The following is a 23,028-nucleotide window of genomic DNA, read 5'->3' as shown; positions in this document are numbered from 1 at the left end:
TTCTTCCGGGTGCTGGACTTTTGAGTTAATGAACACTAACCTAAATTCGAGTTAGTGACCACTAACCGAATGGTCCACGAGGCCGACAGTCGACGACGACGAAGAGCGAGACGCGAACATGCCAACGCTGACCAGCGCCACCAGCGCAACGGACACCGGGTACGAGCAGAACGAGGCGGCCCAGCGCGCCCTCGTCGCCGAACTCCGCCAGCGCCTCGCCACCGCGGCGGCAGGAGGACCAGAGCGCTCCCGTCAGCGCCACATCGCCCGCGGCAAACTCCTCCCGCGCGAACGCATCGACGCCCTCCTCGACGACGGCAGCCCGTTCGTGGAGATCGCACCCCTCGCCGCGACCGGGATGTACGACGACGAGTCCCCGGCAGCCGGTGTGATCGCGGGCATCGGCCTCGTGCACGGACGCCACGTGCTCGTCATCTCCAACGACGCGACGGTCAAGGGCGGCACCTACTACCCGATGACGGTGAAGAAGCACCTGCGGGCGCAGGAGATCGCGCTGGAGAACAAGCTCCCGTGCATCTATCTGGTCGACTCGGGAGGCGCATACCTGCCGATGCAGGACGAGGTCTTCCCCGATCGCGACCACTTCGGCCGCATCTTCTACAACCAGGCCAGGCTGTCGGCGGCGAAGGTGCCGCAGATCGCCGCCGTTCTCGGCTCCTGCACCGCAGGAGGCGCGTACGTGCCCGCCATGAGCGACGAGACCGTGATCGTGCGCAACCAGGGCACGATCTTCCTCGGCGGGCCTCCGCTGGTGAAGGCGGCGATCGGAGAGGTGGTCACGGCCGAGGAGCTGGGCGGGGGAGACCTGCACGCCAAGACCTCCGGCGTGGTCGACCACCTCGCGGAGAACGACAGGCACGCCCTGCAGATCGTGCGCGACATCGTGGCGACGCTGCCGGAGCCGGCGCAACCGGCCTGGGATGTGCATCCCACCGTCGAGCCCGTCGCAGACCCGGCCGAGCTCTACGGTGTCGTCCCCACCGATGTGCAGGCGCCGTACGACGTGCGCGAGGTCATCGCCCGACTCGTGGACGGCAGCGAACTGCACGAGTTCAAGAAGGACTACGGCACGACGCTCGTGACAGGCTTCGCGCGCATCCACGGGCATCCGGTGGGCATTGTCGCGAACAACGGCGTGCTGTTCAGCGAGTCGGCGCTGAAGGGTGCGCACTTCATCGAGCTGTGCGACCAGCGCGGCATCCCGCTGCTGTTCCTGCAGAACATCTCCGGCTTCATGGTCGGCCGCGACTACGAGGCGGGCGGCATCGCGAAGAACGGAGCGAAGATGGTCACCGCCGTCGCCACGGCCAGGGTGCCGAAGCTCACGGTGGTGATCGGCGGATCGTTCGGCGCGGGGAACTATTCGATGTGCGGCCGCGCGTACTCGCCGCGGTTCCTCTGGATGTGGCCGGCCGCGCGCATCTCGGTGATGGGCGGCGCGCAGGCGTCTTCTGTGCTCGCGACCGTCAAGCGCGAGCAGCTCGAAGGCCGGGGCGAGGAGTGGTCTGCGGAGGCGGAGGCCGAGTTCAAAGCGCCGATCGCCGAGCAGTACGAGCAGCAGGGCAGCCCGTACTACTCCACGGCGCGCCTGTGGGACGACGGCGTGATCGACCCGGCCGACACCCGCACGCTCCTAGGCCTCGCCCTCGACGTGTGCTCCCGCACACCGCTCCCCGACACGGCCTTCGGCCTCTTCCGGATGTGATCGCCATGCCAGCGCACTCGTTCTCCGCACCGTCGACCGGTGTTCCGTTCGACACCGTGCTCGTCGCCAACCGCGGCGAGATCGCCTGCCGGGTGATCCGCACGCTGCGCCGCCTCGGCATCCGCTCGGTGGCCGTGTTCAGCGACGCCGACCGGGATGCGCCGCACGTCGCCATCGCGGACGTCGCCGTGCGCATCGGCCCGGCGTCCGCCTCCCACAGCTACCTCGACACCGCCGCCATCGTGGAGGCCGCCCTCGCCACCGGAGCGCAGGCCGTGCATCCCGGCTACGGGTTCCTCTCCGAGAACGCCGACTTCGCGGCAGCCTGCGAGGACGCGGGCATCGTCTTCGTCGGGCCGGGCGTGCACGCACTGCACGTGATGGGCGACAAGATCGCCGCGAAGCGCGAGGTCGAGGCGCACGGCGTGCCGACCATCCCCGGCATCGCGCGTCCCGGCCTCAGCGACGACGACCTGATCGCCGCCGCCTCCGACATCGGCTTCCCCGTGCTGGTGAAGCCGTCCGCCGGCGGAGGGGGCAAGGGGATGCAGTCTGTCCGCTCCGCCGCAGAGCTGCCGGACGCGCTCGCCGCGGCCAGGCGGGTCGCCGCGAGCGCGTTCGGCGACGACGCTCTGTTCCTGGAACGCCTGGTGGACACGCCGCGGCACATCGAGGTGCAGGTCCTGGCCGACCGGCACGGGCACATCGTGCACCTGGGGGAGCGCGAGTGCTCGCTGCAGCGCCGCCACCAGAAGGTGATCGAAGAGGCGCCGTCTCCTCTGCTCGACGCGGCGACCAGGGCGCGGATCGGCGAAGCGGCCTGCGCTGTCGCGGCGAGCGTCGACTATGTCGGGGCGGGGACGGTCGAGTTCCTGGTGTCCGACGCGGCGCCGGACGAGTTCTTCTTCATGGAGATGAACACCAGACTCCAGGTCGAGCATCCCGTGACCGAGCTGGTGACAGGGCTCGACCTGGTCGAGTGGCAGCTCCGCATCGCTGCGGGCGAGCCGCTGGGCTTCGCGCAGGAAGACGTACGCCTCAGCGGGCACGCCATCGAGGCGCGCGTCTACGCGGAGAACCCGGAGCGCGGCTTCCTGCCGAGCGACGGCCGGGTGCTGGCGCTGCACGAGGCCACAGGGGACGGCGTGCGCGTCGACAGCGGCCTGGCCGCCGGGGTGCCCATCGTCACCGAGTACGACCCGATGCTCGCCAAAGTCATCGCCTGGGGCGCCGACCGGGTGGATGCACTCGCCCGCCTCGACCGCGCCCTCGCCGACACCGCCATCCTGGGCGCTGTGACGAACGTGCGCTGGCTGCGTGAGCTGCTCGCCGACGACGATGTGCGCGCTGGACGGCTCGACACCACTCTGATCGACCGCCGCTTCTCCGAGCAGGCGCCGACCGAACCGGACGAGCGCGAACGGATCGCCGCCGCCATGCTCGCCCACCACGATCGGCTGCAGCGTGCTCGGGATGCGGCGGGCTCGCTCTGGGCAGAACCGTCCGGCTGGCGCCTCGGCGAGCACAGGCCCGCGGCCTACGACCTGGGGTCTGCGACCGTGCGCGTCGCGGGCGACGCCTCCGCACTGGAGGCCGGCACGGCGCGCGTGAGCGTGGTCGATGCGGACGGTGCTGCCGAGGCGGTCGGTTCGGCGAGCGCTGACGCTTCGGCCGACCCGACCGGCGACGCCACGCGCAGCGCCGGTCTGCGTGTGCTGCCCTCGACCCGTCCCGGCGAGCCCGGCACGGCGCTCCTCACGCTCGACGGCGTGGTGACGTCGTTCCGCTACGCGACCGACGGCGCATCCACCTGGCTTGCGCTGGGCGGTGCGGCACGCGAGCTGCGGTTCCTCGGTCGCGCGGAGCGGGTCGCGCGCGACCTTGCCGGGCTGGCGCGGGCGGCGGGGACGGTCGATCCCGAGCTGCGCACGCCGATGCCGGGGACCGTCGTCGCAGTGTCCGTCGCGACAGGCGACCGCGTGGAGGCGGGCGACACGGTGGTCACGGTCGAGGCGATGAAGATGGAGCACCGTCTGGTCGCGCCGCTCGCCGGGACCGTGCACGTGCGCGTCGCTCCTGGCGACCTCGTCAAGCTCGACCAGCTCGTCGCGAGCGTGGAAGCGGACGCCGCCGAACCGCAGGACGACGCCGAACCGCAGGACGCCGCCGAACCGCAGGACGACGCCGAACCGGACGACGCCGCCGAATCGAAGAGCTCACCCACCGCGCCGCCCCCGCCCACCGGCGAGGCGCGCGCATCCACAGGGCCGACACCATCGGCCGTCACTCCATGACCGTCGCACCACGACGATCCACCACGAGACAGGGAAACTCATGACCATGCAGATGACGCGAACGGAAGCAGCGGACACCGACGTCGCCGGCTTCGAGCTCACGGCGGAGCACATCCGGCTGCGCGACCAGGTGCGCGACTTCGCCGACACCGTCGTCGCCCCGGCCGCGTACGACTACGACACCCGCCGCAGCCTGCCGTACGACATCATCGCCGAGATGGGGCGGATGGGCCTGTTCGGGCTGCCGTTCCCCGTCGAGTACGGCGGACAGGGCAAGGATTACCTCTCGCTGTGCCTCGCCGTCGAGCAGCTCGGCCGCGTCGACCAGTCGATCGGCGTGACCCTGGAGGCGGGCATCGGGCTCGGTGCCATGCCGATCTTCCGCAACGGGACAGAGGAGCAGAAGCAGGAGTGGCTGCCCATGCTCGCCCGCGGCGAGGCGCTCGCCGGGTTCGGCCTCACCGAGGCGGACGCGGGCTCGGACGCGGCGGGGACCAAGACGACCGCAGAGCTGCGCGACGGCGAGTGGGTCATCAACGGTTCCAAGCAGTTCATCACCAACTCGGGCAGCGAGATCACCAAGCTCGTGACCATCACCGCGGTGACCGGGGAGCACGAGCGTGCGGACGGCTCGCTCAAGAAGGAGCTGTCCGCGATCCTCGTGCCTGTGGGAACGCCGGGGTTCGTGCAGGAGCCGTCGTACGACAAGGTCGGCTGGCACACCTCGGACACGCATCCACTGACTCTCACGGATGTGCACGTGCCGGAGGCGAACCTGCTCGGCGAGCGAGGCCGCGGGTACGCGAACTTCGTGCAGACGCTGGACGAGGGGCGCGTCGCGTTCGCCGCGCTCTGCACGGGAGCGGCGCAGGGCTGCCTCGACGAGGCGATCCGGTATGCGAAGAGCCGCAACGTGTTCGGCCGCCCGATCGGCGCCAACCAGTACATCGCGTTCAAGATCGCCAGGATGCAGGCCCGCGTGCACACCGCCAGGCTCGCGTACTACGACGCCTGCTTCAAGCTGATGGCGGGCAAGCCGTTCAAGATGGAGGCGTCGATCGCCAAGCTCACCTGCAGCGAGGCCGCGATGGACAACGCGCGCGACGCCACCCAGATCTTCGGCGGCTACGGCTTCCTCAACGAGAACCCGGTCGCGCGTCACTACCGCGACTCCAAGATCCTCGAAATCGGCGAGGGCACCACCGAGGTCCAGCTCATGGTCATCTCGCGCGCCCTCGGCTTCAACGCGTAACCCGTCCCCACACAATCGAGCCCAGGCTTTTTCACCGAAAGAACGGGTTTTAAGGAGACAAACCCTGGGCTCGATGGCTTCGCACGCAGGAGGAGGAAGACAGTGATCGACAAGGTGGTGGCGAGCGCCGCGGAGGCGGTCGCGGACATCGCGGACGGCAGCTCGCTCGCGGTCGGCGGGTTCGGGTTGTGCGGCATCCCGAGCGCCCTGATCGCGGCGCTGCACGAACGCGGCACAGCCGACCTCGAGGTCGTGAGCAACAACTGCGGCGTCGACGACTGGGGGCTCGGCATCCTGCTGGCAGACGGGCGCATCCGCAAGATGATCAGTTCATACGTCGGCGAGAACAAGGAGTTCGCCCGGCAGTTCCTCTCCGGCGAGCTGGAGGTGGAGCTGACGCCGCAGGGCACGCTGGCAGAGAAGCTCCGGGCGGGCGGAGCGGGCATCCCGGCGTTCTTCACGCCTGCGGGCGTCGGCACGCAGATCGCCGAGGGCGGCCTGCCGCGCCGGTACGCGCCGGATGGGTCGGTCGCGGTCGCCTCCGAGCCCAAGGAGGTGCGCTCGTTCGACGGCGCAGACTATGTGCTGGAACGCTCGCTGACCCCCGACTTCGCGCTCGTCCACGCGGCGAAGGGCGACCGATACGGCAACCTGGTCTTCCACGCGGCGGCGATGAACTTCAACCCGCTCGCCGCGATGGCGGGCCGCGTCACCATCGCCGAAGTGGAGGAGCTGGTGGAGCCGGGCGACCTCGACCCCGGCACCGTGCACATCCCCGGCATCTTCGTGCAGCGGGTCGTGCACGCACCGGATGGGGAGAAGCGCATCGAGCGCAGAACCGTCCGCCTCGACGACGGGAGCGCCCGATGAGCCTCAGCCGCAACGAACTCGCCGCCAGGGTGGCGCGCGAACTGCGCAACGGCCAGTATGTGAACCTCGGGATCGGGATGCCCACCCTCATCCCGAACTACATCCCGCGCGACGTGGAGGTCATCCTGCACTCCGAGAACGGCGTGCTCGGCGTCGGCCCGTACCCGGAAGAGGCAGCGGTCGACCCCGACCTGATCAACGCGGGCAAGGAGACGGTGACCGTCAACAGCGGTGCGGCCTTCTTCGACTCCGCTCTCTCGTTCGGGATGGTGCGCGGCGGCCACGTCGACGTCGCCGTGCTCGGCGCGATGGAGGTGTCGCAGAACGGCGACCTCGCCAACTGGATGATCCCCGGCAAGATGGTCAAGGGGATGGGCGGGGCGATGGACCTCGTCTTCGGCGCCAAGCGCCTCATCGTCATGATGGAGCACGTCGACAGGGAGGGGAGGCCGAAGATCGTCGCCGAGTGCTCGCTGCCGCTGACGGGCACGGGATGCGTCGACAGGATCATCACCGACCTGGCCGTGATCGACGTGGTGCGCGACGGCGGGAGCACAGACGCTCCGGCGCGGCTCGTCCTCCGCGAGACCGCCCAGGACGTCACCGTCGACGAGGTGGTGGCTGCCACCGGCGCCCCGCTCGCCGTCGAGCTGGACGGGAGCGCAGCATGAGGGACATCGAGCAGCGCGGCCTCTACTTCGAGGAGTTCGAGGAGGACACCCGCTACCTGCACCGTCCGGGACGCACGGTGACGGAAGCCGACAACGTGTTCTTCACCACCCTCACCATGAACACGCAGGCGCTGCACCTCGACGCCGCCTGGTCGGCAACGCAGCCGTTCGGAGAGCGTCTGGTCAACTCGATGTTCACGCTGGCGACGCTGGTCGGCGCCTCCGTCGCCCAGCTCACGCAGGGCACGATCGTGGCGAACCTGGGGTTCAGCGACGTGACGTTCCCGCATCCGCTGCATCACGGCGACACGCTCTACTCGGAGACGGTGGTGGTGGCCAAGCGGCTGTCGTCGTCGCGGCCGGGGCAGGGCATCGTGACGCTCGCGCACACCGGCCGCAACCAGGACGGGGCGGTCGTCGCCACCGCGACCCGCCAGGTGATGATGTGGTGCAGGGATGCGCACCTCGGCCTGAGCGCAGCGGCCGGAGCCGAGGGCGGATCAGCGGCCGGAACAGAGGCTGATGCCGAGGCCGGAGCCGAGGAATGAGTGCCGCCCCCTTCCCGTTCGGCCCTGCGCTGCTGTTCTGCCCCGCCGACCGGCCGGAGCGCTACGCCAAGGCGCTCGAGCGGGCGGATGCGGTCATCATCGACCTCGAAGACGCCGTCGATCCCGCCCACCGCGCCGAGGCGCGGGAGGCGCTCGCCGTCTCCGACCTCGACCCGGAGCGGGTGATCGTCCGGGTCAACCAGGCGGGCTCCGACGACCACGCCGCCGATCTGTCGGCGCTCGCCGTGACGCCGTACAGCACGGTGATGCTGCCGAAGGCGGAGTCCGTCGCCGACCTGCGCGACCTCGGCGGGCTGGCCGTGATCGCGCTGTGCGAGACGGCGACGGGTGTTCTCGCGGCGCCACGGCTGGCGTCTGCGTCGGAGGTGGTCGCGCTGATGTGGGGCGCGGAGGACCTCGTGGCGTCGCTCGGCGGCACATCGAGCCGCCGAGCGGATGGACGCTACCGGGATGTGGCGGCGCACGCCCGCTCGGCTGTGCTGCTCGCGGCGGGTGCGGCCGGGATCGCCGCCGTGGACACGGTGCACCTCGACATCGACGACCTCGCGGGCCTTGCGGAGGAGGCGGAGGACGCGGCGGCGGTCGGGTTCGCCGCGACCGCGTGCATCCACCCAGGGCAGGTGGAGACGGTCAGGGCGGCGTATCGGCCGACCGACGACCAGGTGAGGGATGCGCGCGAGCTGCTGGACGCCGCGGCGGCGGCCGGGGGAGTGTTCCGCCACCGTGGCCGGATGGTCGACGGGCCGGTGATCGCGCACGCGCGGTCGGTGCTGGCGCGAGCGGGGAACTGAGGGCTGATGGCTGAAAGCCGGGCGTGTCGACCACGAGAACGCACGATTTCGGAATGAACCATCGGCCTCCGCGCTTCGTGATGAAACTGTGACCAAGCATTGTGTAACAGTTCACCGCGATTGGCCGTGGCCCGTCGGACGTATGCCTTACGCTGCAAGTAAGTATCGGGGAGCCGGGGTCCTCGAATCGATTCGAATCACGCCAGAGTAAGGGGGAGAGCACATGCCGCAGTTGTTACCTCTCCGTCTGCGTGATACGGTCGCGCGCCGCGCGGCCGCGCAGGTGGACCCCAGTGGCGCCGACGGCACGGAGCCCGTGGCGCGTCCCGGAACGATCGGCCGCGGCGCAGACGCGCGCGACGCCATCGAGCCAGGCACGCCGGAAGAAGTCCTCACCGAGTCGATCGGCGTCGAGACCGCCGCGATGCCCGCCATCGACCCCGAGCTCGAACGCACGGGCCCGCTCTCGATCATCGCTCCCCGCCGCATCGGCGAGAGCGACCTCGCGGTGTTCCCGCTGTCGCTCGGCGCGAGCGTCTTCGGCTGGACGGCCGACGGCGACACCTCTCTGCGCATCCTGGACCGGTTCGCCCACCTCGGCGGCAACTTCATCGACACGGCGGACAGCTACGTCGGCGGACGCAGCGAAGTGCTCATCGGCAACTGGATGCGCGAGCGCCGCAACCGCGACCAGGTCGTCGTCGCCACCAAGGTCGGCCGTCACCACGAGAACCCCGGACTCGGCTCTGTCAGCATCGTGCGCGCCGTCGAGGCGTCCCTCGAGCGTCTGCAGACCGACCACATCGACCTGCTGTACTTCCACGACGACGACCCGGACGTGCCGCTGGAGGACAGCCTGGCCACCGTCGAGTGGCTGATCGAGACCGGCAAGGTCCGCTACCTCGCCGCGTCCAACTTCAGCGCTGACCGGCTCATCGAGGCGCGCATCCTGTCGTCCACCGGCCTGCCCAAGTTCATCGCGGTGCAGACCCAGTACAACCTGATGCACCGCACCGAGTTCGAGAGCGCCCTCCGCATCGTCGCGGCGGCGCAGGGTCTCGCCGTCATCCCGTACTACGCGCTCGCGAACGGCTTCCTCACCGGCAAGTACCGCAGCAAGGGCGACCTCAACGCGGACGCCCGCAGCATCCGCGCTGCGGCGTACGTCAACCGCAAGGGGCAGCGCGTGCTCGCCGCCCTCGACCGCATCGCGGCCGAGCAGGACGTCACGCCGGCGAGCGTCGCCATCGCCTGGCTGCTCGCCAAGCGCAACGTCGTCGCTCCCGTCGCGAGCGCGAGCCGCCCCGAACAGGTGGATGCGCTGATGGTCTCGGCGGGCATCCGTCTCACCCGTGCCAACATGCTCGAACTGGACCGCGTCTCCGAATAGCGCGCGGGCGTCGCCAGTCCGGCAGGAGTTTCCGCCGCCTCGGCGCGCGCTCTCCGTCCGGAAGGAGCTGCGGTCAGCGTGTCCGCCGCGCTCTCCGTCCGGAAGGAGTTTCCGCCGCCGCGGCGCGCTCTCCGTCCGGAAGGAGGTTCGTCCGGCGCGTCGACCGCGCCGACCGCGCTCTCCGTTCGGAAGGAGATTCGGTCGCCGCGCCGACCGCGCTCCGTCCGGAAGGAGCTTTGTCCGGCGTGTCGACCGCGCACTCCGTTCGGAAGGAGCTCGCGACTCCGCCCCTACGCCCCCGCGCCCCTCCGCCCCTACGCCTCAGCGAGGATGCGGTCGAGCGAGCGGTGCAGCGCGGCTCCCGCGGCGATCGGGTCGCCGACGTAGCCGCCGGCGAGCGCGCCGTCGCGCGCCAGGATGAGGTCGTCGGCGGCGTCACCCGGCCGAGGGTGGCCGATGTCGCGGAACAGTTCCTCGATGCGGCGGGCGTACCAGTCTCGGTGGGTGCTCACGGCGACGCGCACCGGGTGGGTTTCGTCGGCGAACTGGGCGGCCGCGTTGATGAACGGGTCGCCGTGGAAGCCGGGACGCACTGCTTCGAGGTTGATCGAGTCGACGAGCGCCCTGGCGATCTCCCGAGGGTCGTGGCCTTGGCGTTCCTGGTCGTCGAACCAGTCGCGCACCTGCTTGTCCCGGCCTTCGACGTACGCGATGATCAGCAGGTCTTTCGAGCGGTAGTGCTTGTAGAACGTCGCCTTGGTGACGCGCGCTCCCGCGATGATCCGGTCGACACCCACCGTGTGGATGCCTTCCTGGTAGAAGAGTTCGTCGGCCGTCGCAAGGATCTTGACCTTGGACGGCGCGGGCGGCCGGATGGTCGCTCGGGCACTAACGACCATCCGGCACGACTCCTTCACTGCAGGGGACGGTCGGGTCCGTCCTCTTGGTTCCGCATCGGCGTAGGGACCCGCCGATGCGCTGGTTCGACCAGTATAGCAGTAGACAGACCAGTCTGTTTGTCCTCATTTCACGTCCAGGGGTTTCATAGGCTCTGGCGTAGGGTGGAAGGGATGAACAGCGCAGTCGACCTCCCGCTCGGTCTGGCCGACCTCTCTTTCGCCGCATCCGGCGACGCGCTGGTCAGGCGCACAGTCCTGCCGAGCGGCGTGCGCATCCTGAGCGAACAGGTTCCCGGCGCCCGCAGCGCCACCCTCGGCTATTGGGTGGCCGTCGGCTCCCGCGACGAAGCGGATGCGATCCCCGCCGAGCCGGCCGTCCCAGCGCACGCAGGAGCCCCCGCCGAGCCGGCCACACCGGCCGTCCCGTCCAGCTTCGGCTCCACCCACTTCCTCGAACACCTCCTCTTCAAAGGCACCCCGACGCGCAGCGCGCTCGACATCGCCATCTCCTTCGACTCCGTCGGCGGCGAGCACAACGCGATGACGGCCAAGGAGTACACCTGCTACTACGCCAAGGTGCAGGATCGCGATCTGCCGATGGCGGTCGAGGTCATCGCCGACATGCTCACGTCGTCGCTGCTCGACCCCGTCGAGTTCGAGAACGAGCGCGGTGTGATCCTCGAAGAGCTGTCGATGGCCGAGGACGACCCGGCCGACGTCGCCAACGAGCGGTTCTTCGAGGCCGTGCTCGGTGCGCATCCACTCGGCCGTCCCATCGGCGGCAGCCCGCAGACCATCCGCGAGGCGACCAGGGATGCGGTGCTCGCCCACTACCGGGCCAACTACCGCCCCCAAGACCTCGTCATCACCGCGGCGGGCGCCGTCGACCACGACCTGCTCGTCGCCGGCGTCGAGCGCGCCCTCGTCGCAGCGGGCTGGGATCTGAGCGTCGAGGCGTCCCCGGTGCAGCGGCGCGCAGCCACCGCCGTCGCCATCGAGCGCGGGGCCTCCATCGTCACCGTCCAGCGGCCCACGGAGCAGGCCAACCTGCTGATCGGCGTGCCGGGCATCGTCGCCACCGACGAACGCCGCACCACGATGGGCGTGCTCAATTCAATCCTCGGCGGCGGAATGTCGTCCCGGCTGTTCCAGGAGGTGCGCGAGAAGCGCGGCCTGGCATACGCCGTCTACTCGTTCTCCGGCGCATACTCCGACGCCGGGATCTTCGGCCTCTACGCGGGATGCGCTCCCGCCAAGGCCACGCAGGTCGCCGAGCTGATGCTCGGTGAGCTGCACCGCCTCGCAGACGGCGGCGTCACCCCGGACGAGATGCGCCGCGCTGTCGGCCAGCTCTCAGGAGGCGCTGCCCTCGCTCTTGAGGACTCCGACACCAGGATGTCCCGGCTCGGTCGAGCCGAGATCAGCCTGGGGGAGTTCTCCGACCTCGACGAGAGTCTCCGGCGCCTGCACCTCGTCACCGCCGACGATGTGCAGAGCCTCGCCACCGACCTGGCGAGCAGACCGGTCTCCGTCTCCGCGGTGGGGAGCGTGACCGACGACATGTTCGCCGGCCTCGCTCCCTGATCAGCCGCTTCGCCCGTCACACCCGAAAGGCCATCCAGGTGCCCCACTACCTTTACCTCGTCCGCCACGGCGAGCAGCAGGACGCAGAACACGGTCTGCCAGACGGACCCCTCTCGCCGCGCGGCAAGCGTCAGGCACAGCTCGTGGCCGAACGGCTGAGCGGCGTACCGTTCACGGGCATGTACCACTCGCCGCTGAACCGTGCGGCCGAGACGGCGGCGATCATGGCCGAGCGAATGCCTGCGCTGACGCCGGAGCCGTCGAGCCTGCTGTTCGACTGCATCCCGTCGGGACCGACGCCGGACATGCCGAAGTCGTTCGAGTCGTTCTTCGGCAACATCACGGATGCGGAGATCGAGGCGGGCCGTGCGCAGATGGACGACGCGGTGGGCGAGTTCCTCACCCCGGCCATCGGGGACAGGCACGATCTGCTCGTCACGCACAACTTCGTGATCGGCTGGTTCGTGCGGCACGTCTTCGACGCTCCGTCGTGGCGCTGGCTGGGCCTGAACCAGGCCAATTGCGGGCTCACGATCATCCGGGTGCGCTCGGCGAAGCCGCCCGTGCTGGTCGTCCACAACGACCTCGGACACCTGCCAGTCGAGTTGCGCACGGGCCTCCCGGAGCTGCAGCCGGTCTAGCGGCCGCACGACTCGTGCGATACGCGCGGTCGGCAGCGTCGTGACCGCACGTTTCGCACGACTCGTGCCCGGGTCAGAGCAGCTTGCGGAACCAGTCGGTCGCGTTCGGGTTGTCGTTGTACGGCTGGATGTTGTCGTAGCCGTGCGACCGGTACAGGCGCCCCGCCGCCTCCAGACTCGCGTTGGTGTCGAGCACGACCTCCGTCGCGCCGAACCCCCGCGCCCGATGCTCCAGCTCGGACAGGATCGCCCGCCCCAGCCCACGCCCGCGATGCGTGGGCGACACCCACAGGTGCTTGATCTCGTAGCGGACCACCGGCAGCTCTGGGTCGATGTCGGCGAGCGGGACGCTCAGCTCCCTGATACCGCCGCAGCCCGCTTCGCCGTCCTCGTCGTACGCCAGCAGGAACACTCCGGCCGGCGCCACGAACTGGCCGGGGTCGGGGAACGTGGTGCGGTATGCGCCCTGCGACGCGGGGAACGACGCCGCGCGCTCCGCGAAGTAGTCGCTCAGCATCCGGTGGGCGGTCGCGTCCGTGACGGCGACATCAGCAAAAGACACCATCGACCCAGGTTAGTTCGATGCGGCTCGTTCGGTGCGGGTGGTTCGGCGCGAGTCGTCCGGCGCGCACCCCGAGCATCCCGGACTCTTCCCCATGGTGCGGCGGGTAGATTGGTCGAGTGACTATTCGCGTAGCCGTCGCAGGGGCGACCGGAAAACTGGGCAGCGTCGCCGTGCGGCTGATCGAGCAGGCCGCCGACCTCGAGCTCGTCGCCAGCCTCGACTCCCGTTCCCCGCTGGAGGACATGCTCGTCGCCGACGTGCTCGTCGATATGACGCTGCCGGCGGTGAGCCCCGGGATCGTGTCGTTCGCGGTCGACAACGGCCTGAACGTGCTCGTCGGGACGTCCGGGTGGTCGGCCGATCGCATCCTGGACCTGGAGCGGCGCGTCGCGGCGCACGAGGGAACCGGCGCCGTTGTCATCCCCAACTTCTCGCTGGGCTCCGCGCTCGGCACTGCGTTCGCGACCGTCGCCGCACGCTTTTTCGACTCGATCGAGATCATCGAGGCCCACGGCGCAGGCAAGGTCGACTCGCCCTCCGGCACGGCCGTGCGCACCGCCGAGCTGATCGGTGCAGCACGCGCAGAACGAGGGCCAGTGGATGCGCCGCACACCGACCAGCGCGCCCGCGGGCAGCAGGTGGCGAGTGTCCCCATCCACAGCCTCCGGATGCGCGGCCTCGTTGCGCAGCAGCAGGTCATTTTCGGCGGCGCGGGGGAGACTCTCACGATCCGGCACGACACCGTCGGTTCCGAGTCGTACGAGGCGGGCATCCTGCTCGCGATCCGTGCGGCGGCGTCCGCCACGGGGGTGACGGTCGGTCTCGATAAGCTGGTCGACCTCGGAATCGCAGAGCCCAACGGAGAGCCACCCCGGCCGACCGTACGCGAGACGGCGTAGCCGCCGTGCGCAACCGTATCGCCGCGATCGTGATGGCCGCGATCCTGGTCATCTACCTGGTGCTGGTGTTCCAGCGGGCGATCATGCTGATCGCGACGGGCGAGGGCATCGCCATCGCGATGGGGATCGCCCTGCTCGCTCTGCCGCTGGTGGCGGCGTGGGCCATCGGCCGCGAGCTGCTGTTCGGCGCTCGCACCGAGAAGCTGGTGAAGATCCTGGATGCGGAGGGCGGCCTCCCCGTCGAAGACCTCCCCGTGCGCGCCAGCGGCCGACCGCTCCGCGACGCGGCGGACGAGGAGTTCCCGCGCTACAAGGCCGAGGTCGAGGCGGAGCCGGAGAGCTGGCGTGCCTGGTTCCGGCTGGGTCTCGCCTACGACGCCTCCGGCGACCGCAGGCGGGCACGCTCGGCGCTGCGCGAGTCGATCCGTCTGTACCGCACGCAGCAGCGCGCGGCGGCGTAGGAGCCGCGCTGCGGGTAGTCGCCGCGCTGCGGGCAGCCGCCGCGCTGCGGGTAGCCGCCGCGCTGCGGGCAGCCGCCGCGCTGCGCACTTACCGCTTCGCGACCAGTCGGTTCATCGCATCCCGAACCGTCGGCTCGGAGAACACGAAGCCGTCGTCGAGCAGCTTCTGCGGCACCACCTTCTGGCTCGCCAGCAGCAGCTCGCGCCCCGCGTCGCCGAGCGCGAGAGTGATCGCCTTCTCCGGCAGCGGAAGGCCGTACGGTCGTCGCAGAGCCGCCGCGAGTGAGCGCAGCACCGTGTCGGCGGTCGCGGGGGTCGGGCCTGCGATGTTCACCGGTCCGCTCAGCGTCGAGCCGAGGAGGTGCACGATCGCCGCGGCCTCGTCGTGCAGGCTCACCCAGGGCCAGTGCTGGCCCCCGCCCGCGATCGGGCCGAGCAGGCCGAGCTTTCCAGCGGGCAGCAGTGGCTTCATCGCGCCGCCGCGCCCGATGACGACGCCCGTGCGCAGCGTGACGACGCGGGTCTTCTCCGGGGCCAGGTGTGCGGCGGACTCCCACGCCTCGACGACGTCAGGCAGGAATCCCGTTCCCCTGATCGCCGTCTCTGTGAGCTTCTGGCCGGGCCGGTCGCCGTAGAAGCCGACCGCCGATCCGCTCAGGAACACGGAGGGAGGGGACGCGGCCATCCGCATCGCGTCGGTCAGCGTGTGCGTCGCCTCCAGGCGCGAGGCCAGGATGTTCCGTCTCCACGCCGGCGTCCACGGCAGGCGGCTGAGGGATGCGCCGGACAGGTTGACGACCGCATCCACCCGGTCCATCAGGGTGAAGTCGATGATGCGAGCGGACGGCGCCCAGTTGAACTCGTTCGCGCCTTTCGGTGTGCCGCGGACGAGTCTCAGCACCTCGTGGCCGTTCGCTGCCAACTGCGCGGTGACCTCGGTGCCGATCATGCCGGAGGCGCCCGCGATGAGCACCTTCATGCGCTAGGCCAGGGTGGCTTCGATGGTGATCGGGATGCCGACCAGCGCGCGCGACACCGGGCAGCCGCTCTTCGCCTCGTCGGCGAGGCGGGCGAAGTCCTCCTGCGAGAGCCCGGGCACGGTGGCCTGGACGACCAGGTGGCTGCCGGTGATTCCCTCGGCGGGGTCGAAGGTCACGTGCGCGGTGACCTCGATGCGTTCCGGCGTGGTGCCGAAGCCGCTGAGAGCGTTCGAGAACGCCATGGAGAAGCAGGCGGAGTGCGCGGCGCCGAGCAGTTCCTCCGGCGTGGTGACGTCGTTGGAGCCCTGCGAGCGCGCGGCCCAGGTGACCGGGAACTGCGCGGAGTGCGACGAGTCGAGGGTGACCTCGCCCGAGCCGGATTTGAGGTCGCCGGTCCAGACCGTTGTCGATTCGCTCGTGACTGCCATGGTGGTCCTCCTCGTCGTTCCCTCCGCACGTTCCGCGGACGGTTCGACCAGCCTAATAGCGCCGTCCGACACCGCGAGGGGCGTACGGCGGATTCCCTGCTACCCGCTCAGACGCTCCGTGCTCTCCGCTCAGACGGCTGCTGCCGCGCTCCTCCTGATCAGGCCGGCGCGCACCAGGAGTAGGTAGATCTGGCAGCCGAGGCAGTATCCGAACACCGAGTTGAGGAACGCCGCGACGAACGCGAGACCGGCGGCGATCGGGAGCACGTACGGCACGCCGACCAGGTGCAGGAGCAGGCCGAATCCTGTCACGAAGAGCCCGACGCCCTGCGCGAAGGTCGGGGGAGCGGCATCCTCCAGTTCGGCCGGAGGGGAGAGCCGCGGCCGCACGACCGCGCGGAACAGTGCGCCGTACGGGTGGCGCCTGATTCCGGCGAACGCACCCCAGGCGAAGAGCAGCGCGATCGCCAGGAGAAGCCAGAACGCCGCCGTCGTCGCGCCGACCAGACCGAGGAAGACGTCGATCAGCAGCGAGACGGCGGTGATCCCTGCGCCGAAACGAGGGGAGCGCGGGTCGATCCCCGCGCGGGCGGCGGGCGCGGCGGGAGCCGGAGAGGTGGCGGGTGTGGCGTCAGGCTGAGACATGGTCGCTCCCTGCGATGGTGTCGATGGTGGAGCGCACTTCGTCAGCGCGGGCGACGCCGCCGATGCGTGCGCGGATGGTGCCGGACGGGTCGAGCACGAGGGTGGTGGGGGTCTGCAGCACGCCGAAGCGCTTGGCGAGGTCGGGGCGGTGGGTGAGGTCCACATCCACATGGGCGACGCCGGGTCGTTCTTCGGCGATGCCGCCCAGGATGCGCGCGGTCGAGCGGCACGGGGCGCAGTACTCGGTGGAGAACTGGAGGAGCGTGACGCTGCTGCCGAACGCGGGCGCGCCGACGTCGGCCGGCGTGACCACTTTCGCGTCGCGGGAGCGCCCTGCCTCGCGTACGCGGCCCGTCGTCCGACGCCAGAGCAGGCCGGCGGCGGTCGCGACGGCGACGAGCGCGACGATGACGGATGCCGCAGCCAAGGCGTTCATGGTCGCCGACGTTACGCCCGCCGCGGCACGGGATGCGGTGTGTGACGACAGATGACGCGCCGGCCTGTGCAGAACGCGACCTGTCCACAGATCCGCAGAAGGGGCGAGCGCCCGGAGCGACCGACCCGATAACCTTGTGCCATGTCGAACTCCTCCAATCCGTTCGGTCAGGTGCTGGTCGCCCTGGTCACCCCGTTCACCGCCGATGGCGAAGTCGACTGGGCAGGCGTGGAGAAGCACATCGACGACGTGATCACGGCGGGTGCAGACGGCATCGTCGTCACGGGAACGACGGGGGAGACCTCCACGCTCACCGACCACGAGAAGCTGCGGCTGGTCGAGGTCGGCAAAGACGTCGCGGCGGGCCGCGCCAAGATCATCACGGGCGGCGGCTCGAACGAGACGGCGCACGCCATCCAGCTCTACCAGCAGAGCGAGAAGGCGGGGGCAGACGGTGTCATGATCGTCACGCCCTACTACAACAAGCCGACGCAGGCGGGCATCCTCACCCACTTCCGCCTGATCGCGGACTCCACCGATCTTCCGGTGATCCTCTACGACATCCCCGGCCGCACGGGCGTCCCGATCAAGTACGAGACCATCCTCCGCATCGCGAAGCACCCGAACGTGCGCGCGATCAAAGACGCGAAGGGCGATTTCAGCGAGGTGAGCCGCGTGCTCAACCAGACCGATCTGCTCTACTTCTCCGGCGACGACGCCAACGTGCTCCCGCACCTGGCGATCGGCGCCACGGGACTCATCGGCGTCACAGCCAACATCGCTGCGCGGCCGTACCGCCAGATCGTGGATGCGGTCAACGCGGGCGACCTCGCCACGGCGACCGCAGCGCACCAGAAGCTCGAGCCGCTCGTCCGCGCCGTCATGACGCACGTGCCTGGCACGGTGGCGGCCAAGTACATCCTGCACGGCCTCGGCCGCATCTCCAGCCCGCGCGTGCGCCTGCCGCTCGTCGGTCCGGAGGAGTGGGAGGCCGCTCAGATCGAAGACGAGCTCGACCTCGTCAAAGACATCCCCGGTGTCGACTTCTCCAACTTCCGGCCGGATCGCAACGCCGCCGCAGGCGGTGCTCTGCCCCGAATCGCCGGAACCACTCGATAGGCCGTGCCACTGTACGGCTCGAACCACAACAGGCGCCCAGCGCCGGTATCTGTTTAGGAGGGCATATGCCCAACCTCGTCTCCGACCCGCCCGCTCTCGAACCGGGCACTCTCAGGATCATCCCCACAGGCGGCCTGGGGGAGATCGGCCGCAACATGACGGTCTTCGAATACGAGGGCAAGCTCCTCATCGTCGACTGCGGCGTCCTCTTCCCCGAGGAGAACCAGCCGGGCGTCGACCTCATCCTGCCGGACTTCCAGCCGGTTCGCGACCGTCTCGACGACATCGTCGGCGTCGTCCTCACCCACGGGCACGAAGACCACATCGGCGCCGTTCCATACCTCTTGAAGCTGCGCAGGGACATCCCGCTGATCGGCTCCGGCCTCACGCTCGCGCTGGTGGAGGCGAAGCTCAAGGAGCACCGCATCCAGCCGTACAGCCTCACCGTCAAGGAGGGCCAGGTCGAGCAGCTCGGGCCGTTCTCGCTGGAGTTCGTCGCCGTCAACCACTCCATCCCGGATGCGCTCGCCGTCGCGATCACCACGCCGGCCGGCGTCGTACTGCACACCGGCGATTTCAAGATGGACCAGCTCCCGCTCGACGACCGTCTCACCGACCTGCGCGCGTTCGCGAGGCTGGGCGAGAAGGGCGTCGACCTGTTCCTCGCCGACTCCACGAACGCGGACGTCCCGGGCTTCACGCCGCTGGAACGCTCGATCGGCCCCGTGCTCGACAACGTCATCGCCCGTGCGCCTCGCCGCGTGATCGTCGCCAGCTTCTCCAGCCACGTCCACCGTGTGCAGCAGGTGCTCGACGCCGCTGCCGCCAACGGGCGCCGTGTCGCGCTCCTCGGACGCTCGATGGTGCGCAACATGGGCATCGCGGCCGACCTCGGCTACCTCAAGGTGCCTGAGGGCGTGCTGATCGACTACAAGAAGGCCGCGGACCTTCCCGACGACGAGATCGTCTACATGTCCACGGGATCGCAGGGCGAGCCGATGGCGGTGCTCGCGCGCATGGCCAATCTCGACCACCAGATCGAGGTCGGACAGGGCGACACGGTCATCCTCGCGTCCAGCCTCATCCCCGGCAACGAGAACGCCGTCTACCGCGTGATCGACGGCCTCACCAAGCTCGGCGCCAACGTCGTGCACAAGGGCAACGCCAAGGTGCACGTCTCCGGGCACGCCGCAGCGGGCGAACTTCTCTACTGCTACAACATCCTGAAGCCGAAGAACGTCATGCCCGTTCACGGCGAGTACCGCCACCTGGTCGCCAACGCCCGTCTCGCGATGGACACCGGCGTGCCGGAGCAGAACACCATCCTCGCCGAAGACGGAACGGTCATCGACCTCCGCGACGGCGTCGCGCGCGTCGTCGGTCAGCTCGACCTCGGCTTCGTCTACGTGGACGGCTCGAGTGTCGGCGAGATCACGGATGCGGACCTCAAGGACCGCCGCATCCTCGGTGAGGAAGGCTTCATCTCGATCATCGTCGTCGTCGAGGCGGCGACCGGTCGCATCGTCACCGGCCCGGAGATCCACGCACGCGGATTCGCCGAGGACGACGCGGTGTTCGATGCCGTCAAGCCGAAGATCGCGTCGGCGCTGGCCGAGGCCGCCCACAACGGCGTCCGTGACTCGCACGCCCTGTCGCAGGTCGTGCGGCGAACGGTCGGTCGCTGGGTGAACACCAGCTACCGCCGCCGACCGATGATCGTTCCGCTCGTCATCGAGGCATGACACACTAGCCGAACAGATACCGGGGGGCCGGTTTGCCCCGTTCGTGCTGCGGACGGGGGCGGATTCAGCAGAAAGCAGGAGCAGTGGGGGTAACGCGACGATGGGTCTTTCCCATCATCCGTCTGGTTCTGGTCGCCGTCGTGGCGGCTGCGCTCGTCAAGCTGGCGTTCTTCGGCGATGGTCCGTCGACGAACGACCCGCTGCAACCGACCGCTGAGCTCAGCGATCCGACTGTCGCCGTGCAGACCGGCACGATCGTCAACGACGTGACCGTGAGCGGATCCATCGTCGCCGACCCCGCCGCCCCCGTCAGGGCCACGGCGGCGGGCGTCGTCGACGAGGTCCAGGTCGCGGTCGGCGCTGCGGTCGATGCGGGAGCGACGCTCTACGACATCAAGGTGGAGACGCCGCGCGACCCGGTGGAGTCGACCGGCCCGGACGGTCTGCCCGTCGTCACGCAGCCGAAACCCGCCGTGAGCTACGTCGAGGTCACCGCGCCGATCAGCGGAGTCGTCTCCGCGCTGCCGGTCATCCCCGGCCAGTCCGTCGCGGTCGGCGAGGCGACCGGAGGCATCGCGCCGCCGACCTTCTCGGCAACGGCGTCCCTCCCCTCGGCGCAGCAGTATCGCCTTCTCAACCGGCCTACCGAGGCCGTCGTCACGATCAAGAACGGACCGGCGCCGTTCACCTGCACTGGCCTCACCATCACGACGCCCGCGGCCACCGCTGACACGCCGCAGGTTCCGACCTCTGGCGGAGACCAGCAGGGAGGTGGGAACTCCGGATCGACCACGACCGTCCGCTGCGCCATCCCAGCCGGTGTCACGGTGTTCGCTGGTCTGGCCGCCGACCTCACGATGTCTGGCGGTCGTGCCGAGGGGGTGCTGACCGTGCCGACCACGGCGATCAAGGGCACGGCGGAGAAGGGCATCGTCTACCTGCCGGATCCGAAGGGTGGCGATCCGAAAGAGGTCGCCGTCACCCTCGGCCTCACCGACGGCAAGACCGTCGAGGTGCGCGGCGGGGTGAAAGAAGGGGACACGATCCTCGAGTTCGTTCCCGGCGCGCCGATGCCGGACGAGAACGGCTGCATCACCGGGCCGGACGGCTCGATGTCCTGCGCGTCGGTCGGCTCGTGAGCCTGCTGCGGCTCGAGGGCGTGACGAAGACCGTCGACATCCCGGATGCGGACCCGCTGACCATCCTGGACGGCGTCGATCTGGTGGTCGAGCACGGCGAGCGCGCCTCCATCGTCGGTCGCTCCGGCTCCGGGAAATCCACGCTGCTCAACATCCTCGGCCTGCTCGACGCCCCGACCTCCGGGGTCTTCGAGTTCGACGGCCGACCCGTTGCGCGGCTCCGTTCCGGCGCCCGCGACCGGCAGCGCGGCACCGATGTCGGCTTCATCTTCCAGCAGTTCAACCTGCTCTCCGGGCGCACGGCGCTGGAGAACGTGATGACCCCGCTGCTCTACGCGAGCGGGCGCAGGTTCTGGCGGCGGCGGGCGATCGCCGCCGAGATCCTCGACAGAGTCGGGCTCGGGCACCGCATGGACACCATGCCCGAGAAGCTGTCCGGGGGCGAGCAGCAGCGCGTCGCCATCGCCAGGGCGCTCGTTCGAGAGCCGCGGCTCATTCTCGCCGACGAGCCGACCGGCGCGTTGGACGTCGAGACAGGCACCTCGGTGATGGGACTGCTCGACACCGTCGCCACCGACTACGGAGCGGCGCTCGTCACCATCACGCACGATCCGGCCATCGCCGCCCTTGCGGACGAACGGCACCGTCTGGACGGCGGCAGACTGCATCCACTCGGCTCCGCGCAGGACGTCGCGGCATGAGGGCGGTCGAGTCCGTCTGGGGCGCGATCGTCGAAGCGTGGCAGGAGGTGCGCATCCATCGGGTGCGTGTGCTCCTGTCGCTCATCGGCGTCGCGGTCGCGGTCTGCGCGCTCAGCTCCGTGGTGGGACTGGCCAACATCGCCCAGCAGGGCATGACCGAGTCCAACGAGCGCTACGGCGGCAGGCCGGCGCTTCTCTCGGTGACGGCGTCGTACGCCCCGGACGGCACGCCGATGCCGGCGGGTGGGCTCCCCGAGGCGTGGGCCGGCGTCGTCGAACGTCACAAGATCGAATACACCTCGTCAGTGCGACAGGGCGGGATGCGCGTGCAGTTCCGCGGCGGAGTCGCCGAGGTGCAGACCACCGCCGTCGACCAGCCGTATGCGGCGATGCACCGTATCCGCGTCGCCCAGGGCTCGTGGTTCACGAAGGCCGATGCCGACCGGCTCGCACCGGCCATCGTGGTCAATGGGGACTTCTGGCGGAAGCTCGGATCGCCGTCGCTCGGGTCGCATCCCACTGCCAGGGTCACGAGCGGGGATGGCGAAGTCACGGCGGTCGTCGTCGGTGTGCTTCGCACCTCGGGGTACGAGGACATGACGCCGTCCGCGTTCGTCCTCACCTCCGCCGCGCCCCGGGTGATGTCGATCGACTACTCGGGAGGCGCGCCTGCGAACCTCGAGGCGTGGGTTCCGCCCGAGCTTGCCGAACCGCTCACCGCCACGATCCGTGCGGAACTCGACCAGTCGCTCGGCGCGGGAGCCACGAGCGTCAGCAGGGCGGACTACCTCGCCGGCGGCGACGACCCCCTCGTGTTCTTCAAGCTGATCGTCGGCGGCATCGCGGTGCTCGTTCTGCTGCTGGGTGCCCTTGGACTGGTCAACATCGCCCTGGTGACGGTGCGCCACCGCATCCGCGAGATCGGTGTGCGCCGGAGCTTCGGAGCGACCGCCGGTCGTGTCTTCTTCGCGGTGATGATGGAGAGCGTCGTCGCGACCGTCGTCGCCGGCGCTGCTGGGGTGGGGTTGTCCATCCTTATCGTGAAGAGCCCGTGGCTGGAGCAGATGATCGGCCAGGGCATGGTGTCCGACTTCCCGCCGTTCCCTGTCGAGGCCGCCGTGATCGGGATGGTCGCGGCGACCGCGGTGGGAGCGCTCGCCGGGTTGCTTCCCGCGCTCGTCGCCGTGCGGGTGAAGGTCATCGACGCCATCCGGTACTGATCGGCG

Annotated in this window: 23 protein-coding genes; 17 read left to right on the top strand and 6 right to left on the bottom strand. The window is 69.8% G+C overall.

The window, feature by feature from the left end:
• Positions 1–118: 118 nt before the first annotated feature.
• The 8 genes from ACYVGI_RS09245 (at position 119) to ACYVGI_RS09210 (ending at position 9,563) form a co-directional block, all read left to right on the top strand.
• The gene (locus ACYVGI_RS09245) at positions 119–1,726 is read left to right on the top strand and encodes a carboxyl transferase domain-containing protein (protein WP_460632298.1); all 1,608 of its coding nucleotides are present in this window, start codon (positions 119–121) and stop codon (positions 1,724–1,726) included.
• Between the two features lie 5 nt (positions 1,727–1,731).
• Positions 1,732–4,020 carry an acetyl/propionyl/methylcrotonyl-CoA carboxylase subunit alpha gene (locus tag ACYVGI_RS09240; protein ID WP_460632297.1) on the top strand — a complete coding sequence of 763 codons (2,289 nt, stop codon included), beginning with the start codon at positions 1,732–1,734 and terminating at the stop codon, positions 4,018–4,020.
• 40 nt (positions 4,021–4,060) lie between these two features.
• Complete coding sequence (locus ACYVGI_RS09235; protein WP_055895735.1) at positions 4,061–5,272, top strand: acyl-CoA dehydrogenase family protein; 1,212 nt, start codon at positions 4,061–4,063, stop codon at positions 5,270–5,272.
• 102 nt (positions 5,273–5,374) lie between these two features.
• Positions 5,375–6,142, top strand: coding sequence for a CoA transferase subunit A (locus tag ACYVGI_RS09230; RefSeq protein WP_460632296.1), 768 nt, complete (start codon positions 5,375–5,377; stop codon positions 6,140–6,142).
• Entirely contained in the window at positions 6,139–6,813 is a 675-nt protein-coding gene (locus tag ACYVGI_RS09225) for a 3-oxoacid CoA-transferase subunit B (RefSeq protein ID WP_460632295.1), read from the top strand. Before ACYVGI_RS09230 ends, ACYVGI_RS09225 begins: the two co-directional genes overlap by 4 nt.
• On the top strand, positions 6,810–7,361 hold the full coding sequence (locus ACYVGI_RS09220; protein ID WP_460632294.1) for a MaoC family dehydratase: 552 nt from the start codon (positions 6,810–6,812) through the stop codon (positions 7,359–7,361). Before ACYVGI_RS09225 ends, ACYVGI_RS09220 begins: the two co-directional genes overlap by 4 nt.
• Positions 7,358–8,173 carry an HpcH/HpaI aldolase/citrate lyase family protein gene (locus tag ACYVGI_RS09215; RefSeq protein ID WP_460632293.1) on the top strand — a complete coding sequence of 272 codons (816 nt, stop codon included), beginning with the start codon at positions 7,358–7,360 and terminating at the stop codon, positions 8,171–8,173. Before ACYVGI_RS09220 ends, ACYVGI_RS09215 begins: the two co-directional genes overlap by 4 nt.
• 316 nt (positions 8,174–8,489) lie before the next feature.
• Entirely contained in the window at positions 8,490–9,563 is a 1,074-nt protein-coding gene (locus ACYVGI_RS09210) for an aldo/keto reductase (RefSeq protein WP_460632292.1), read from the top strand.
• A 314-nt stretch (positions 9,564–9,877) separates the two neighbouring features.
• Here ACYVGI_RS09210 and ACYVGI_RS09205 read toward each other — a convergent pair whose 3' ends face one another.
• On the bottom strand, positions 9,878–10,462 hold the full coding sequence (locus tag ACYVGI_RS09205) for a TetR/AcrR family transcriptional regulator (protein ID WP_460632291.1): 585 nt from the start codon (positions 10,460–10,462) through the stop codon (positions 9,878–9,880).
• A 171-nt stretch (positions 10,463–10,633) separates the two neighbouring features.
• Here ACYVGI_RS09205 and ACYVGI_RS09200 point away from each other — a divergent pair, with 171 nt between their 5' ends.
• Positions 10,634–12,046 (top strand): M16 family metallopeptidase, encoded by a 1,413-nt coding sequence (locus ACYVGI_RS09200; protein ID WP_460632290.1) that lies wholly within the window; start codon positions 10,634–10,636, stop codon positions 12,044–12,046.
• Positions 12,047–12,084: 38 nt separating this feature from the next.
• Positions 12,085–12,687: a histidine phosphatase family protein gene (locus tag ACYVGI_RS09195; protein WP_460632289.1), complete on the top strand. Its 603-nt coding sequence runs from the start codon at positions 12,085–12,087 to the stop codon at positions 12,685–12,687.
• A gap of 73 nt (positions 12,688–12,760) precedes the next feature.
• Here ACYVGI_RS09195 and ACYVGI_RS09190 read toward each other — a convergent pair whose 3' ends face one another.
• Complete coding sequence (locus ACYVGI_RS09190) at positions 12,761–13,252, bottom strand: GNAT family N-acetyltransferase (protein ID WP_460632288.1); 492 nt, start codon at positions 13,250–13,252, stop codon at positions 12,761–12,763.
• Between the two features lie 116 nt (positions 13,253–13,368).
• On the opposite strand from ACYVGI_RS09190, the gene dapB reads away from it, so the two are divergent.
• Both dapB and ACYVGI_RS09180 read left to right on the top strand, forming a co-directional pair.
• Positions 13,369–14,151, top strand: a complete 783-nt coding sequence (gene dapB / locus ACYVGI_RS09185) for a 4-hydroxy-tetrahydrodipicolinate reductase (protein WP_460632287.1) — start codon at positions 13,369–13,371, stop codon at positions 14,149–14,151.
• A gap of 5 nt (positions 14,152–14,156) precedes the next feature.
• Positions 14,157–14,612, top strand: coding sequence for a hypothetical protein (locus tag ACYVGI_RS09180; protein WP_402850704.1), 456 nt, complete (start codon positions 14,157–14,159; stop codon positions 14,610–14,612).
• Positions 14,613–14,700: 88 nt separating this feature from the next.
• Here the strand turns inward: ACYVGI_RS09180 and ACYVGI_RS09175 are convergent, their stop codons facing one another.
• From ACYVGI_RS09175 to ACYVGI_RS09160, 4 genes are all read right to left on the bottom strand, one after another.
• On the bottom strand, positions 14,701–15,591 hold the full coding sequence (locus tag ACYVGI_RS09175; protein ID WP_460632286.1) for a TIGR01777 family oxidoreductase: 891 nt from the start codon (positions 15,589–15,591) through the stop codon (positions 14,701–14,703).
• A 3-nt stretch (positions 15,592–15,594) separates the two neighbouring features.
• Positions 15,595–16,020 carry an OsmC family peroxiredoxin gene (locus ACYVGI_RS09170; protein WP_460632285.1) on the bottom strand — a complete coding sequence of 142 codons (426 nt, stop codon included), beginning with the start codon at positions 16,018–16,020 and terminating at the stop codon, positions 15,595–15,597.
• A 129-nt stretch (positions 16,021–16,149) separates the two neighbouring features.
• Positions 16,150–16,665 (bottom strand): DUF4395 domain-containing protein, encoded by a 516-nt coding sequence (locus ACYVGI_RS09165; RefSeq protein WP_460632284.1) that lies wholly within the window; start codon positions 16,663–16,665, stop codon positions 16,150–16,152.
• Complete coding sequence (locus ACYVGI_RS09160; RefSeq protein WP_460632283.1) at positions 16,652–17,101, bottom strand: TlpA family protein disulfide reductase; 450 nt, start codon at positions 17,099–17,101, stop codon at positions 16,652–16,654. Before ACYVGI_RS09160 ends, ACYVGI_RS09165 begins: the two co-directional genes overlap by 14 nt.
• A gap of 141 nt (positions 17,102–17,242) precedes the next feature.
• Here ACYVGI_RS09160 and dapA point away from each other — a divergent pair, with 141 nt between their 5' ends.
• The 5 genes from dapA to ACYVGI_RS09135 all read left to right on the top strand — a co-directional run bounded on the left by dapA (position 17,243) and on the right by ACYVGI_RS09135 (position 23,022).
• Entirely contained in the window at positions 17,243–18,220 is a 978-nt protein-coding gene (dapA, locus tag ACYVGI_RS09155) for a 4-hydroxy-tetrahydrodipicolinate synthase (RefSeq protein ID WP_055895766.1), read from the top strand.
• Between the two features lie 65 nt (positions 18,221–18,285).
• A complete protein-coding gene (locus tag ACYVGI_RS09150) occupies positions 18,286–19,962 on the top strand; it encodes a ribonuclease J (protein WP_460632282.1) in 1,677 nt (558 codons plus the stop codon).
• Between the two features lie 140 nt (positions 19,963–20,102).
• The gene (locus tag ACYVGI_RS09145) at positions 20,103–21,101 is read left to right on the top strand and encodes an efflux RND transporter periplasmic adaptor subunit (RefSeq protein WP_460632281.1); all 999 of its coding nucleotides are present in this window, start codon (positions 20,103–20,105) and stop codon (positions 21,099–21,101) included.
• Complete coding sequence (locus ACYVGI_RS09140; protein ID WP_460632280.1) at positions 21,098–21,802, top strand: ABC transporter ATP-binding protein; 705 nt, start codon at positions 21,098–21,100, stop codon at positions 21,800–21,802. Before ACYVGI_RS09145 ends, ACYVGI_RS09140 begins: the two co-directional genes overlap by 4 nt.
• Complete coding sequence (locus ACYVGI_RS09135) at positions 21,799–23,022, top strand: ABC transporter permease (protein WP_460632279.1); 1,224 nt, start codon at positions 21,799–21,801, stop codon at positions 23,020–23,022. Before ACYVGI_RS09140 ends, ACYVGI_RS09135 begins: the two co-directional genes overlap by 4 nt.
• Positions 23,023–23,028: the final 6 nt, after the last annotated feature.

The organism is Leifsonia lichenia, from assembly GCF_054780215.1.
This window is presented reverse-complemented; position numbering and strand designations above follow the sequence as displayed.